The sequence below is a fragment of the Sulfuricella sp. genome (assembly GCA_041651995.1).
Lineage (GTDB): Bacteria > Pseudomonadota > Gammaproteobacteria > Burkholderiales > Sulfuricellaceae > Sulfurimicrobium.
The window spans coordinates 82,437-96,483 of sequence record JBAZID010000005.1; the positions used below are offsets into that span (position 1 = coordinate 82,437).

The window sequence follows — 14,047 nt, forward strand, 5'->3', positions numbered from 1 at the left end:
GTGGGTTAGCGCAGCGTAACCCGCCATCAACGGTGGGTTACGGCCTGCGGCCTAACCCACCCTACATAAATCAAGCGTTCAGTTCTTCCAGCCGGATGCGCGTCACCTTGTCGGCGATGGTCGGCAGCGCCTCGATTTTGGCAATCGCCTGGTTGATGGCTTTTTCCACGGTCAGGTGGGTAAGCAGGATCACGTCAACCAGTTCCTCCCCTTCCCTCGGTTCCTTCTGGATCATGGCATCGATGGAGATACCCAGATCGGCCAGGATACGCGTTACGTCGGCCAGCACACCCGGCTTGTCAAAGGCCTTGAGGCGCAGGTAGTAGGAGGTATGAACTTCCTCGATCGGCAGAATCGGCGCGTTGGACAGGGCATCAGGCTGGAAGGCCAGATGCGGCACGCGGTTTTCCGGATCGGAGGTCAACATCCGGGTCACGTCCACCAGATCTGCCACCACGGCGGAAGCGGTCGGCTCGGCACCGGCACCGCGGCCGTAATACATGGTCGCGCCCACGGCATCGCCCTTCACCAGCACCGCGTTCATCACGCCTTCGACATTGGCGATCAGGCGGTTGGCGGGGATCAGGCAGGGATGCACGCGCAGTTCAATGCCCTTGTCGGTACGCTTGGTGATACCCAGCAACTTGATGCGGTAACCCAGTTGCTCGGCGTAGGAAATATCTTCCCTGGTGAGTTTGGAGATGCCTTCGGTGTAGGCCTTGTCGAACTGCATCGGAATGCCAAAACCGATGGCGGACATGATCATCAGCTTGTGGGCTGCGTCGATGCCCTCGATATCGAAGGTCGGGTCGGCCTCGGCATAGCCGAGTTCCTGCGCCTGCTTGAGCACGGTGTCAAAGGCCAGGCCCTTGTCGCGCATTTCCGAGAGGATGAAGTTGGTGGTGCCGTTGATGATGCCGGCGATCCATTCGATGCGGTTGGCGGAGAGGCCCTCGCGCAGCGCCTTGATGACTGGAATACCGCCGGCGACCGCAGCCTCGAACGCCACGATCACGCCCTTGTCCTGCGCCGCCTTGAAAATCTCGTTGCCATGCACCGCCAGCAGGGCCTTGTTGGCAGTCACCACGTGCTTGCCATTGGCGATGGCCTTCATGACCAGTTCCCTGGCCAGGGTAGTGCCGCCGATCAGTTCCACCACGATGTCGATATCGGGGTTGTCCACCACGTCCATGGGATTGGTAGTGATGGCCAGCTCATTGCCGGCGAACTTGCGCGCTTTATCCAGATCGCGCACCGCTGCCATGGTGACGCGAATCTCGCGCCCGGCGCGGCGGGTAATTTCCCCGGCATTGCGGCGCAATACGGTAAGCGTTCCGCCGCCGACGGTGCCAAGGCCTAACAGTCCTACGTTGATGGGTTTCATATATAGCTCTGGTTAAATCAAAAATATAAATCTTGTGAGGGGTTAGGAGTGAGGGGTGAGGAGGAAAATCAAAGGCACGCACCAAACCCGGTTTTTCTCCTCACCCCTCACCCCTAACCCCTCACCTCTTAAGAGCCATGCTGCTTGCGGTAATGCCCAAGGAAGCGCGCAATGCGGCCGATGGCTTCCTGCAGATCGTCCACGTTGGGCAGGAACACCACGCGGAAATGGTCTGGCGTCGGCCAGTTGAAGCCACTGCCCTGCACCAGCAGCACCTTTTCTTCCAGCAGCAGCTCAAGGATGAATTCCTGATCGTTGTCGATCGGGTACATTTTCGGGTCAAGGCGCGGGAACAGATACATCGCCCCCTGCGGCTTGACGCAGGTGACACCGGGAATCGCGGTCAGCATCTCCCAGGCCAGATCGCGCTGGCGGCACAGGCGGCCGGTAGGCGCCACCAGATCGTCAATGCTCTGATAGCCGCCGAGAGCAGTCTGGATGGCATACTGCGCCGGCGCATTGGAGCACAGGCGCATCGAGGCCAGCATGGTGAGGCCCTCGATGTAATCCCTGGCATGGCGTTTCTCGCCGGACACCACCAGCCAGCCGGCGCGGTAACCCGCGGCGCGGTAATTTTTCGACAAACCGTTGAAGGTGATGAACAATATGTCATCAGCCAGTGAAGCAATGGAGGTATGCTGCGCCCCGTCGTACAGCACCTTGTCGTAAATCTCGTCCGAATAGACGATAAGCTGGTGCTGGCGTGCAATCTCGACCACCTCCTGCAACAACTCCACGGGATACAGGGCGCCAGTCGGATTGTTGGGGTTGATCAGCACGATGGCCCGGGTCTTGGGCGTGATCTTGCCACGAATATCGTCCAGATCGGGCAGCCAGCCAGCCGCCTCGTCGCACACATAATGGCGTGGCGTGCCACCGGCCAGGGTCACGGCAGCAGTCCACAGGGGATAATCCGGCATCGGCAGCAGCACTTCGTCGCCATTATTCAGCAGCGCCTGCATCGCCATCACGATCAGCTCGGACACACCGTTGCCGATGTAAATATCCTCGATCTGCACATCGCGGATGTTCTTCTGCTGGGTGTAGTGCATCACCGCCTTGCGCGCGGAGAACAGACCCTTGGAATCGGTATAGCCGGAGGCATTGGGCAGGTTGATGATGACGTCGTGGACAATCTCTTCCGGGGTCTCGAAGCCGAACTGCGCGGGGTTGCCAATATTCAGCTTGATCACGCGATGGCCATCTTCCTCCATCTGCCGCGCGCGAGCCAGCACCGGGCCACGGATGTCGTAGCAGACATTATTGAGCTTGCTGGATTTGAGTACGGGCTGCACGGTATCCGGGTCCTTGTCGCGCTGATTCTGCTATCAGCAAAAAGGTTATAATCTTACAAGACCACGCCACTCCCCGCAATTGGAACAGCCGCAATGAAACTGCATCTTCAGACCATCAGCCATATCCATCTTTTTACTGCTTACGACACGGATTACGTTGCCGTCAACGGTGTTCGCCATGAAAAAAGCCTGATTGTGTTGCCCGGACAACTTATTACCGAATGGCAACCGCTTGCCCCGGAGGCCATGACAGCAGAGCATTTCAGCGTACTTGCCGGGCTGGAACTGGAAATTTTACTGCTCGGCACCGGACCCAGGCTGCGCTTCCCATCGCCGCGCCTGATCCATGCGCTGGCGCAGCAGGGAATCGGATTGGAAACCATGGATACCTTTGCCGCCTGCCGCACTTACAATATTCTCGCGGGAGAAGGCAGGAAAGTCGCGGCGGCGCTGGTTATTTAGCTATCAGCTATCAGCTATCAGCTATCAGCTGACGGCTGACGGCTGACGGCTGACTGCTGACGGCTGACGGCTGACTGCTGACTGCTATCAGCTCAAGGAAGAATATCGCGAAAATCCCTGATCGCGGCAAAGTCCCCGACATCCTTTTCCGGCAGGCGCGTATCGGGTCGATACACCGCCAGCAGGTGCGAGATACCGTAACCCCGCGCCGAACGCAGCACCGGCAAGCTGTCATCCACCAGCAAGGTCGCCTCGGGCTTGAATGGCTCAACAGCCTGCAGCTTTTCCCAGAAATCCGGATGCTCCTTGGGAAGGCCCAAATCGTGGGCGCAGATCACTGCATCAAAATAACCACGCAGACTGGTTCGTTCCATTTTCAGAGCCAGGCTTTTGTGGTGGGCATTGGTCACCAGCACCACTCTTTTTTTCGTCTGGCGCAATGCCCGCAGGAAACTTTCCACATGCGGATGCACCGCGATGAGGTGTGCGACTTCCTCCTTGAGGTGCGCAATATCCAGCTGCAATTCACGGCTCCAGTAATCGACGCAATACCAGTTCATCGTTCCCGCCACGTTCTGGTAGCGCGGCGTGAGCGCATCCTGCCCCGCTTCATGGCTCAGCCCATGTTTCTCGGCGTAACACCGGGGGACATGCGTCAGCCAGAAATGGTTGTCGAAATGCAGGTCGAGCAAGGTGCCGTCCATATCCAGAAACACGCTGTCTATTCGAGTCCAGTCAATCATGAATTTTGAAGCCTCCATTTACGCTCGCGCCTTGGGAAAAACCTGAACAAGTGTGCACGGTCTTCCATAATGGCAACGCTACAAGTTGCGTTATTTTTTCATCCTGGCTGAGGATTTACATGAATTTTTTTAATCTGCTATGCTTTCATGCCGTTGGCAGCCTGATTTAAATACAAATTCCCGAACAATTCCATTCACTTTCGATAAACAGGCTGCCGCAAGCACTGAGCTCACTGCCCACGCCAAATTAAATTTAAACCAAGCGACTTGAATCACATGGTAAACACAGAGCGAGAATTTCATTTCACCGACAAGGATTTCGAGGTGGTGTGCAAGCTGATTTACAGCCATGCGGGTATTGCACTCAATGCCAGCAAGAAGGACATGGTTTACAGCAGGCTCGCACGACGCCTGCGTGCCACCGGCCTGAATACTTTCCACGACTACCTGCGCCTGCTGGAAAGCAATGACCACGCCGAGTGGCAGGCATTCACCAACGCCCTGACCACCAATCTCACCTCGTTCTTCCGTGAGCACCACCATTTCCCCATCCTGGCCGAGCACGTGCGCAAGCACAAGGACCACCACCCCATCAATCTGTGGTGCTCAGCCGCTTCGACCGGAGAAGAGCCCTACTCCATGGCCATGACCATGGTTGATCTGTTCAATTCCTACACGCCACCAGTACGTATCATCGCCACTGACCTGGACACCAATGTGCTGGAAAAAGGCAAGGCTGGCATCTATCCCATGGAGCGGCTGGAAAAGCTGCCCGCCGACACGGTGAAACGCTTTTTCCTCAAGGGTGTCGGCCCGCAGGAGGGTTTCGCCAGTGTGCGGCCTGAGTTGCGCGACATGATCACTTTCCGCCAGATAAACCTGCTTCATGACAACTGGCCGCTACGCCCACCCTTTGATGCCATTTTCTGCCGCAATGTGATGATCTATTTCGACAAGCCGACTCAACTCCGGGTTCTGCAGAAATTCGTGCCGCTGCTGCGCCCCGATGGGCTCCTGTTTGCCGGCCATTCTGAAAGCTTCCACCAAGCCGCAGCGCACTTCAAACTCACCGGCAACACGGTGTACCAGGTTGCTGACAAAGTGCGGGCACATCATGGTTAAATGCAATTATCAGGAGCCCCCAAGCCACGAAGCGTTATTTTTTCCGCCATTTGAATAACGCCGAAACCCGATACAAAAATGACAAAGATCAAAGTCCTGGTGCTGGACCATTCCATCACGATTCGTAACCAGCTCAAAGAAATCATCAACCGCCAGTCCGATATGGAAGTTGTCGGTACCGCGCCAGACCTTCTGGCAGCCAGCGAATTAATCAGGAAGCTGAATCCGGACGTGCTCACGCTGGACGTGGAAGCGCCCAAAATGAACGGGCTCGACTTCCTGGAAAAACTGATGCGCTTGCAGCCGATGCCCGTGGTGATGATTTCATCGCTCACCGAGCACGGGTCAGATACCACTTTCAGGGCACTGGAACTGGGTGCAGTGGATTTTCTGGCCAAGCCCGGGAGGGAGATCAGCCACAGCCTGCAGGAATATCCGGAAAACATCACCGATAAAATCCGCGCAGCCGCACGGGCGAAAATTCATGCAAGCGCGACTTCCGCGCTCCCCGGCACCACCCCACGGCTGAGCGCGGATGCAGTGCTGCCGTCACTCGCCAATTCGATTGCATCGACCGTGAAACTGATCATTCTGGGCGCCTCGACTGGAGGGACGGAAGCGATCAAGGAATTTCTGACCAAGCTTCCCCCGGACTGCCCTGGAATCCTGATTACCCAGCATATGCCGGAGGCCTTCACACTTTCTTTTGCCAATCGCCTCGACAGCCTGTGCAGGATTTCAGTCCAGGAAGCGCGGCATGGCGACCGCATTCTGCCCGGTCACGCCTACATCGCCCCCGGCCACTCCCATCTGCTGCTAAAACGCAGCGGCTCCAATTATGTTTGCGAGCTCAATCAAGGGCCGCCGGTAAACCGCCATCGCCCCTCGGTGGACGTTCTATTTCGCTCCGCAGCCAACTGCGCGGGGAAAAATGCCATTGGGGTGATTCTTACCGGCATGGGCAAGGATGGCGCCATTGGCATGCTGGAAATGAAACGCGCCGGCGCATACAATTTCGCTCAGGACGAGGCCTCTTGTGTGGTGTTCGGCATGCCCAAGGAAGCGATTGCCGCAGGAGGCGTGGATGAAGTGGCGCCTTTGCAGGAGATGGCGTCCCGGGTAATGAAACATCTTGCCACCCAGGTAAAAGTAGCGGGAAAACCTTGAGAAACTGGGGCATAAAAGGACGCGTTCTGTTTCTGGCCCTGGCACCAGCGCTGATCATTGCCGCCGGCCTGACCATTTATGACATCACGACTCGTCTCCGCGACATCGAACAGGCTCTGCACGAACGCGGACTCACCATTACGCGCCAGCTCTCACCGGCCAGTGAATTCGGCGTTTTTTCCGGCAATCACGAAATTCTTACCCGCCTGACCCAGAGCACATTACTGGAGGCAGATGTCACCGCCGTGGCCATCACCAACGCGGATTGGCGCATCCTGGCCGCAAGCGGGCACCATCTTGCCCCGCCCTCCCTGGGTGGGGATACCCTCACCAGTCTCGGCTTCGTTCAAAAAGAGGATGCCCTGATATTCTCCGCCCCCATATTTCAGAGCCAGACAGAAGTAGAACTTTACCTGGACGCAAGCCCCCCCGGCCCAGAGGCCAAAAATGAAGCCAAGATACTGGGACATGTGATCATTGAAATATCGCGCTTGCCCAGCATTGCCAGAAAAAACCAGCTCATGCTCAACAGTCTGCTGATCACCCTGGCGGGGCTTACCCTGGCTGCGCTGCTGGCCCTGCGCATGGCTCGCCAGGTTACAGACCCGATCAAGGCTCTGGCAGGCGCCGTTGCCAAAATCGGCATGGGAGACCTGAATATCCGCATCCAGACGCCAGCGACTGGAGAGCTCGCCATTCTCGAACGCGGCGTCAACAACATGGCCATGGCGATCAAGGAAGCCCAGGATACCCGGGAAGAAAGACTGGCCATCCTTGCCACCGTCCTGGACAGCCTGGACGCCCTGGTGTACGTCGCCGACATGGAAACCCATGAACTGCTGTTTCTCAATAAATATGCATTGAATATCTTCGGCGATATAACCGGAAAAACTTGCTGGCAATCCCTGCAAAATGGCCAAACTGGTCCCTGCGCCTTCTGCACCAACGACCAACTGCTCAATAACGACGGCACGCCGGGTGAACCCGTCATCTGGGAATTTCAGAATACCATCAACCAGCGCTGGTACCTGATCCAGGACAGTGCGATCAAATGGGTGGATGGCCGCATTGTGCGGCTTGAAATTGCCACTGACATTACAAAAAACAAAGAGACTGAAAATCAGCTACGCCATCTGGAGCGGCAAATCATGGATATCAGCGAACGCGAACGCGAGCACATAGGCCATGAACTGCATGACGGCCTCGGCCAGCAATTGACCGGGATTGCCTTTATGAGCAAGGCGCTGACACAAAAACTTGCCGCCCAGAACCTGAAAGAAGCCACCGAGAGCGCCAAGATCGTCACGCTGATCAACCAGTCCATCTCCGAAACCAGGCAACTGGCCCGTGGCCTGCAGCCAGTAGAAATCGCCGAGCACGGACTCATGTCTGCACTGGAAGAACTCTCGGCCAATATCGAAAAAATGTATTCGATACAATGCACATTTTGTTCAGGCGCTCCCGTTTCCTTGCAGGACGGCACAGCCGCAAAACACCTCTATCGCATCGCGCAGGAAGCGACGAATAACGCGATCACCCATGGGCACGCGAAACAGGTTTCAATTAAACTGTCCATGCACCGGGGTAGAATAGAACTCATCATCCAGGACAATGGCACCGGCTTCCAGCCTGATCACCTCTCTGTGAATGCCGGCATGGGGCTCCAGATCATGCGCTACCGGGCCAACCTGATCGGCGCCAGCCTGGATATCGAAAGTACGCCCGGAAATGGAACGCAAATCCGGGCCTCGCTCTAACTCGCTCTAAAGGGAAAACGCATGCAGCCACGAACAACCAGCAGGCACAAGGTCGCTATTGTCGACGACCACCCCATCGTGCGCCAGGGAATTTCCCAGCTGATCGACCAGGAAGAGGATATGGTCACCTGCTGTCAGGCCAGCAGCGCGCAGGAAGCGATTGAAATGACGGCTCGATGTGTGCCGGACATCCTGCTGGTGGATATTTCCCTGGACGGCATTTCCGGCATAGAGCTGATCAAGATGCTCAGGCAGCACAATATCAAGTCACCGGTTTTGATTATTTCCATGCACGACGAATCGCTTTACGCCGAGCGTGCCTTGCGTTCAGGCGCAAAAGGCTATGTCATGAAACAGGAAGCCACGGAAAAGGTCCTGACAGCGATACGGCAGGTTCTGCGCGGTGAAATCTATCTCAGCGAACGCATGCAAAGCAAAATTCTGCAACGGGTCATTAACGGCGAGGAAGGCGGACTTTCCGCAATTGATCTGCTGAGCGACCGCGAACTGGAAGTTTTCCGCCTCATTGGCCTTGGTTATTCCACCAGCGATATTGGCCGCGAGCTGAAGCGCAGCGTTAAAACCGTGGAAACTCACCGTGCCCATCTCAAGGACAAGCTGGGCCTCAAAAACGCCTCCGAGCTGACCCACTTCGCGGTACAGTGGATCGAACAGGAAAAATCAAACCCGCCATAAGCATTACTGCAATATCAGGGAAACCACTAGCTCAAATCATGCTTCACCCTGATTTTCAATATTCAGTCTCACCCATATCATTGACATGGCTTACTGTTGATGAAGATATGAACCTGCCGCTACCCCACCCAGTCCTTGAAAACCAGTCTGCCTGCATGGGTAAAAGCCCCCCCATCACGGCCATGGGCGAAACTCAGGATATTTTCCTGGCACACCAGCCCATTCTGGATATCCACCAGAATATCGCCGCATACGAATTGCTGTTCCGCTCGGGAGACCACGGAGCATGCACGGTAACCGATGACATGGCCGCGAGTGCGACGGTCATCCTCAACACCTTCGGCCATTTCGGCACGGAAAGAATCATTGGCCGGCATCGTGGCTTCATTAATGTCAGCACCGGACTGCTCATGAGCGACATGCTTGAACTGCTGCCGCATGACCAGATCGTATTGGAGTTGCTGGAGACCATTTCCCCTACGAGCGACGTGATCCAGCGCTGCCGCCAACTCAAGGCCATGGGCTTCAGGCTGGCGCTGGATGACTTTGTTTATGACCCAGCTTTTGAACCGCTCCTGGGCCTGGTGGATTACGTCAAGATTGACCTGCTCGCCGGCACATCGTCAGACCTGCCCGCCATCGTCAGACAACTGAAGCATCGGCCTCTGAAACTGATCGCGGAAAAGCTGGAAAGCGTTGAGCAGTTCAAGCTGTGCCGCGACCTTGGGTTTACGCTTTTTCAGGGCTATTACTTTGCCCGCCCCGAGATCATCAGCGGCAAAAAAGCCGATCCCGCCCGGATGGTATTGCTGCGCCTGCTGGGCCAGATTATGGGTGACGGCGAGAATCACGAGATAGAGCAGACTTTCAAGCAGCAGCCCGGCCTGAGCTTTAATCTGCTGCGCCTGGTCAACTCCGTGGCCATGGGGCTGAGAAACCCGGTCGGTTCGCTCAATCAGGCGCTGGTGGTGCTGGGACGGCGCCAATTACAGCGCTGGATACAGCTTCTGATTTATACCGTGGGTAACGCCAGCAGCAGGAACACTCCCTTGCTGCAACTGGCTGCCAGCCGTGGCCGGCTGATGGAGCTACTCGCCGGGGAACAACACCCGGGAAACAAGGATTTTCACGAACGCGCCTTCATGGTTGGCATCCTGTCCCTGCTGGATATCCTGCTCGACCTCCCGATGCCGGAAATCCTGTCGCAATTGAGCCTCAACAGTGAGGTCAGGGAGGCCTTGCTGAGCCGCGATGGAGCACTGGGGCAATTGCTCGGTCTGACAGAACATCTCGAGGTGGCGAATTTTGACGCTGCCGCGGAAATCATGACCAAGGCCGGTATTCCACTGGCAACACTGACTGAAGCCCAGCTGGAGACATTCAGCTGGGTGGGTGATCTTGACCGGGAAAGAGGCTAACCACTTCCCTCTGGCAGATATTTGAGCGGATCCACCGGCTTGCCCATGCGCCGGATCTCGAAGTGCAGCTTTACCTGATCCGCATCGCTATCACCCATCTCGGCGATGCGCTGACCTTTCAACACGTTCTGCCCTTCCCTCACCAGAATCTGGCTGTTGTGCGCGTAAGCACTGAGATAGGTCTTGTTGTGCTTGATGATCACCAGCTTGCCATACCCACGCAGGCCGCTGCCGCTATACACCACCTTTCCAGGCGCCGAGGCCAGTACGGGCTGGCCTGCCTTGCCCGCGATATCCAGTCCCTTGAGGCTGGCGCTTTCGTTAAAGGACGCAATAATCTTGCCTTTTGACGGCCAGGACCAATCCAGGTCTTCATCGTCCACTCCAGCTGGCGCGGCGGACTTTCCTGGCTCGCTGGCTGGCGGAACTGGCTTGCCTTCGCCGGGTTTGACTTCAGATGGCCTGGCTTTCTCTTCTGCTGGTGGCGACTTGACAGTCACAAGCTCCGGCTTGGGTGCCACCGCCACGATGGGCGCAGCCTCGGCTTCCGCGGAATAGGGAATCTTCACTGCCTTGGGCTGGGTTTTGAGCACCCCATCCCTGGCATCCACCGCCGCAACCACCGGCTTCAGGGGAGTAGTCACCACCCCGCCCTCCTGCTGAACCGGGGCTTGCGCCTGGGTCTGCGGATTCAGGCGCAGCTGCTGGCCAATCCGGATCACATAGGGAGAGGAAATGCCGTTCAGTTCGGCCAGTTCCTTGTAGTCGTGGCCATATTCGAGCGCAATGGCGTAGAGCGTATCGCCCTTCTGCACCGTGTGCGTTTGCGGCCGCCAGTCGCCTTCACGGCTTCTTGCCGGGGTTTTGACGCTGCTGCTCTTGCCCGCCTGTGGACGATCCTGAACGGGTGCATAGTGAGGCGTGGAGCCACAGCCGCTTAATACCAGCAGCAGCGCTGGCAACAACAGCGTGAATCGTTGCATCACATCACCCCAGCCAGCAGCGGCACGAACTTCACCGCCTCAAGCACGGTTTCGGCATATTCTTTCGGCGTGCGCTCGATCAGGTGCAGGCGCTGCTGCTCGCCCGTCCCAACCGGCATCACCAGGCGCCCGCCGACTGCCAGTTGTTGCAGCAATGCAGAGGGGATATGGGTGGATGCCGCGGTCATGATTATGGCGTCAAACGGCGCTGCCTCGGCGATGCCGATGCCGCCATCGGCATGGCGCGCGCGCACGTTATTGCAATGCGCTTCCCGGAGATTTTTACGCGCCTTGGTCAAAAGCGGAGAAATCCGCTCAACGGTAAAAACTTCCCGTGCCAGCCTGGCCAGCACCGCGGACTGGTAACCGCAGCCGGTGCCGATTTCCAGCACCTTGCCCAGATCCTGGCCATTGCGCAGAATTTCGGTCATGCGCGCCACGGTGTAGGGATTGGAAATGGTCTGGCCGAAGCCGATGGGCAGGGCGGTGTCTTCATACGCCCGGCTGGACAGGGCTTCCTCGATAAAAATGTGGCGTGGAATCGAGCCCATCACGGAGAGCACCACTTCGTCCTTGATGCCCTGGCTGCGCAGGCGGTCCACCATGCGCAGGCGCGTGCGCTGCGAGGTCATGCCGATGCCGCTGATCCGGACATTCATGCCAGCCACCCTTTCAAGCTATCGATCTGCTGGTAATGGGTCAAATCGATCTGTAGCGGTGTCACCGAAACGGCTTGCCGCGACACGGCTTCGAAATCGGTTCCCGGGCCGGCATCCTGGGCCAGGCCGGCCGCTCCCACCCAATAAACAGTCTGGCCGCGCGGGTTTTCCGCCTTCACCACCGGCTCGGCCTTGTGGCGCTTGCCCAGGCGGGTGATTTCGATCCCTTTCAGCGCCTCGTAAGGCACATCGGGCACGTTGACGTTGAGCAGCGTGGGTTGCGCCAAAGGCTGGCGCTGGTAACGCTCGACCATTTCCTTCACCACCCTGGCGGCTGTTGCAAAATTGCCCTGATGGCTGCTGACCAGCGACACCGCGATGGCCGGGACGCCGAGCAGAAAGCCTTCGGTCGCAGCCGCCACGGTACCGGAATAGATGGTGTCGTCGCCCATGTTGGCACCGTGATTGATGCCGGAAATCACCATGTCCGGCAGGTGGTCGAGCATTCCGGTCACCGCCAGATGCACGCAGTCGGTCGGCGTGCCGTTGACGTAATGGAAGCCGCTGCTGGCCTGGCGCAGCATCAGGGGCCGGTCGAGAGTAAGCGAATTGCTCGCACCGCTGCGGTCGCGCTCCGGTGCCACCACGGTGATTTGCGCCACGGAAGACAGCACCTCGGCCAGAACAGCCAGGCCAGGCGCAAAATAACCGTCGTCGTTGCTAAGCAGGATTCGCATTTCAGGTCTCGTTATTGAAACCACCGGCCACCCGGGCCAGCTGTTTTTTCAGGCGCGCCACCACTTCGTCCTTGCCGATCAGGGCCAGCACCGCATCGACGGAAGGCGTCTGGGATTCGCCCGTCACCAGCACGCGCAGCGGCATTGCCACCTTGGGCAGCTTGAGGCCGTGCGCGGCAACCGTCGATTTCATCACCTCGTGAATGGCCTCGCGGGTCCACTCAATGGCAGCGAACTTCTCCGCCATCTCCGCCATGACCGGCAGAATATCCCGGGGAACATGCTGCTCCAGCAAGGCGGGCTCGGCATCCAGGGCACGGTAGAAATACACGGCGGCATCGGCCAGCTCTTCCACGGTGCTGACCCGCTCCTTGAGCAGATCCGCTACCACGGCGAGATCAGGGCCGCCGGTAGAAGGATCGCAGCAATCACGTTGAACAAAAGGCCTGGCCAGCTCGGCCAGTAGCTGCCCATCGGTTTGCTTGAGGTACTGCTGATTCAGCCACAGCAATTTTTCCGGGTTGAACTTGGCCGCCGATTTCGAAATACTGCCCAGATCGAACCACTCGACGAACTGATCCATGCTGAACACTTCCTCGTCGCCCCTGGCCCAGCCCAGGCGCGCGAGATAATTCAGCAGCGCTTCCGGCAGATAGCCGTCTTCCTGGTACTGCATCACCGACACCGCACCGTGACGCTTGGAAAGCCGCTCGCCGTCCGCGCCGAGGATCATCGGCACATGGGCATACAGCGGCAAGGGCGCGCCCAGCGCCTTGAGGATATTGATCTGGCGCGGCGTATTGTTGAGATGGTCGTCACCGCGGATGACATGGGTGATCTGCATGTCCCAGTCGTCCACCACGACACAGAAATTGTAGGTGGGCGTGCCGTCCGAACGGGCAATGATGAGATCGTCCAGCTCGCTGTTGCCGACCACCACCCGGCCCTTGACCAGGTCTTCAATGACGACTGCGCCAACAAGCGGGGTCTTGAAGCGCACCACGGGAGAAATTCCGGCCGGGGGGATGGCATTCGAATCGCGCCAGCGGCGGTCATAACGCGGTTTTTCACCGCGCTTTTCCTGCTCCTCGCGCATGGCTTCCAGTTCTTCCTTGCTGGCATAGCAATAGTAAGCATTGCCTTCATCCAGCAACTGCTGGATCACCTCTTTGTAGCGGTCCATGCGCTGCATCTGGTAGAACGGGCCTTCGTCGTAATCCAGACCGAGCCAGTTCATGCCATCCAGAATGGCCTGTACCGATTCCGGCGTGGAGCGTTCAAGGTCAGTGTCCTCGATGCGCAGCACGAAAGTGCCTTTATGCAGGCGGGCATAGGCCCAGGAAAAAAGCGCGGTGCGCGCACCGCCGATGTGAAGGTAGCCAGTGGGGCTGGGAGCAAAACGGGTACGAACCATATTTCCAGAAAGCCAAATTTAAAGATTAGGCAGGCAGGCCGCGGCGCAGATGCCCGAAAGGTGTGTATTTTACGCGAAAAATCACTTCTTTCGGATTAAACCATTTATGCGCTCGTTTTGCCCGCCGGGAGCCTCTGAACAAGGTAGGGA

Annotated in this window: 13 protein-coding genes; 6 read left to right on the top strand and 7 right to left on the bottom strand. The window is 57.6% G+C overall.

Going from position 1 to position 14,047, the window contains the following annotated elements:
• Positions 1-70 precede the first annotated feature (70 nt).
• Together WC392_08980 and WC392_08985 are read right to left on the bottom strand one after the other, a co-directional pair.
• Positions 71-1,384, bottom strand: a complete 1,314-nt coding sequence (locus WC392_08980; GenBank protein MFA5242489.1) for a homoserine dehydrogenase — start codon at positions 1,382-1,384, stop codon at positions 71-73.
• Between the two features lie 128 nt (positions 1,385-1,512).
• Entirely contained in the window at positions 1,513-2,739 is a 1,227-nt protein-coding gene (locus WC392_08985; GenBank protein MFA5242490.1) for a pyridoxal phosphate-dependent aminotransferase, read from the bottom strand.
• A 93-nt stretch (positions 2,740-2,832) separates the two neighbouring features.
• Here WC392_08985 and WC392_08990 point away from each other — a divergent pair, with 93 nt between their 5' ends.
• Complete coding sequence (locus WC392_08990) at positions 2,833-3,201, top strand: Mth938-like domain-containing protein (protein MFA5242491.1); 369 nt, start codon at positions 2,833-2,835, stop codon at positions 3,199-3,201.
• Positions 3,202-3,293: 92 nt separating this feature from the next.
• On the opposite strand, the gene yrfG is transcribed toward WC392_08990, so the two are convergent.
• Entirely contained in the window at positions 3,294-3,944 is a 651-nt protein-coding gene (yrfG, locus tag WC392_08995; protein MFA5242492.1) for a GMP/IMP nucleotidase, read from the bottom strand.
• Between the two features lie 276 nt (positions 3,945-4,220).
• Here yrfG and WC392_09000 point away from each other — a divergent pair, with 276 nt between their 5' ends.
• The 5 genes from WC392_09000 (at position 4,221) to WC392_09020 (ending at position 10,104) form a co-directional block, all read left to right on the top strand.
• Complete coding sequence (locus WC392_09000) at positions 4,221-5,066, top strand: CheR family methyltransferase (GenBank protein ID MFA5242493.1); 846 nt, start codon at positions 4,221-4,223, stop codon at positions 5,064-5,066.
• A gap of 78 nt (positions 5,067-5,144) precedes the next feature.
• A complete protein-coding gene (locus WC392_09005) occupies positions 5,145-6,233 on the top strand; it encodes a chemotaxis response regulator protein-glutamate methylesterase (GenBank protein ID MFA5242494.1) in 1,089 nt (362 codons plus the stop codon).
• Positions 6,230-7,990 (top strand): ATP-binding protein, encoded by a 1,761-nt coding sequence (locus tag WC392_09010; GenBank protein ID MFA5242495.1) that lies wholly within the window; start codon positions 6,230-6,232, stop codon positions 7,988-7,990. Before WC392_09005 ends, WC392_09010 begins: the two co-directional genes overlap by 4 nt.
• A 21-nt stretch (positions 7,991-8,011) precedes the next feature.
• Positions 8,012-8,686: a response regulator transcription factor gene (locus WC392_09015; protein ID MFA5242496.1), complete on the top strand. Its 675-nt coding sequence runs from the start codon at positions 8,012-8,014 to the stop codon at positions 8,684-8,686.
• A 107-nt stretch (positions 8,687-8,793) separates the two neighbouring features.
• A complete protein-coding gene (locus WC392_09020) occupies positions 8,794-10,104 on the top strand; it encodes an EAL domain-containing protein (GenBank protein MFA5242497.1) in 1,311 nt (436 codons plus the stop codon).
• Here the strand turns inward: WC392_09020 and WC392_09025 are convergent.
• The 4 genes from WC392_09025 to gltX are packed head-to-tail and all read right to left on the bottom strand — an operon-like array spanning position 10,101 to position 13,897.
• Positions 10,101-11,087, bottom strand: coding sequence for a peptidoglycan DD-metalloendopeptidase family protein (locus tag WC392_09025; protein ID MFA5242498.1), 987 nt, complete (start codon positions 11,085-11,087; stop codon positions 10,101-10,103). The two genes, WC392_09020 and WC392_09025, sit on opposite strands and share 4 nt — an antisense overlap.
• Positions 11,087-11,746, bottom strand: coding sequence for a protein-L-isoaspartate(D-aspartate) O-methyltransferase (locus WC392_09030; protein MFA5242499.1), 660 nt, complete (start codon positions 11,744-11,746; stop codon positions 11,087-11,089). The genes WC392_09025 and WC392_09030 overlap by 1 nt, the downstream gene beginning before the upstream one ends.
• Entirely contained in the window at positions 11,743-12,483 is a 741-nt protein-coding gene (surE, locus tag WC392_09035) for a 5'/3'-nucleotidase SurE (GenBank protein ID MFA5242500.1), read from the bottom strand. The genes WC392_09030 and surE overlap by 4 nt, the downstream gene beginning before the upstream one ends.
• 1 nt (position 12,484) lies before the next feature.
• A complete protein-coding gene (gene gltX / locus WC392_09040; protein ID MFA5242501.1) occupies positions 12,485-13,897 on the bottom strand; it encodes a glutamate--tRNA ligase in 1,413 nt (470 codons plus the stop codon).
• Positions 13,898-14,047: the final 150 nt, after the last annotated feature.

Excerpts from the sequence above, each read along its gene's own strand:
- yrfG (MFA5242492.1), bottom strand. The coding sequence starts at position 3,944 with ATGATTGACTGGACTCGAATAGACAGCGTGTTTCTGGATATGGACGGC.
- gltX (MFA5242501.1), bottom strand. The coding sequence starts at position 13,897 with ATGGTTCGTACCCGTTTTGCTCCCAGCCCCACTGGCTACCTTCACATC.
- surE (MFA5242500.1), bottom strand. The coding sequence starts at position 12,483 with ATGCGAATCCTGCTTAGCAACGACGACGGTTATTTTGCGCCTGGCCTG.
- WC392_09030 (MFA5242499.1), bottom strand. The coding sequence starts at position 11,746 with ATGAATGTCCGGATCAGCGGCATCGGCATGACCTCGCAGCGCACGCGC.
- WC392_08990 (MFA5242491.1), top strand. The coding sequence starts at position 2,833 with ATGAAACTGCATCTTCAGACCATCAGCCATATCCATCTTTTTACTGCT.
- WC392_09025 (MFA5242498.1), bottom strand. The coding sequence starts at position 11,087 with ATGCAACGATTCACGCTGTTGTTGCCAGCGCTGCTGCTGGTATTAAGC.
- WC392_09000 (MFA5242493.1), top strand. The coding sequence starts at position 4,221 with ATGGTAAACACAGAGCGAGAATTTCATTTCACCGACAAGGATTTCGAG.
- WC392_09015 (MFA5242496.1), top strand. The coding sequence starts at position 8,012 with ATGCAGCCACGAACAACCAGCAGGCACAAGGTCGCTATTGTCGACGAC.
- WC392_09005 (MFA5242494.1), top strand. The coding sequence starts at position 5,145 with ATGACAAAGATCAAAGTCCTGGTGCTGGACCATTCCATCACGATTCGT.
- WC392_09020 (MFA5242497.1), top strand. The coding sequence starts at position 8,794 with ATGAACCTGCCGCTACCCCACCCAGTCCTTGAAAACCAGTCTGCCTGC.
- WC392_08980 (MFA5242489.1), bottom strand. The coding sequence starts at position 1,384 with ATGAAACCCATCAACGTAGGACTGTTAGGCCTTGGCACCGTCGGCGGC.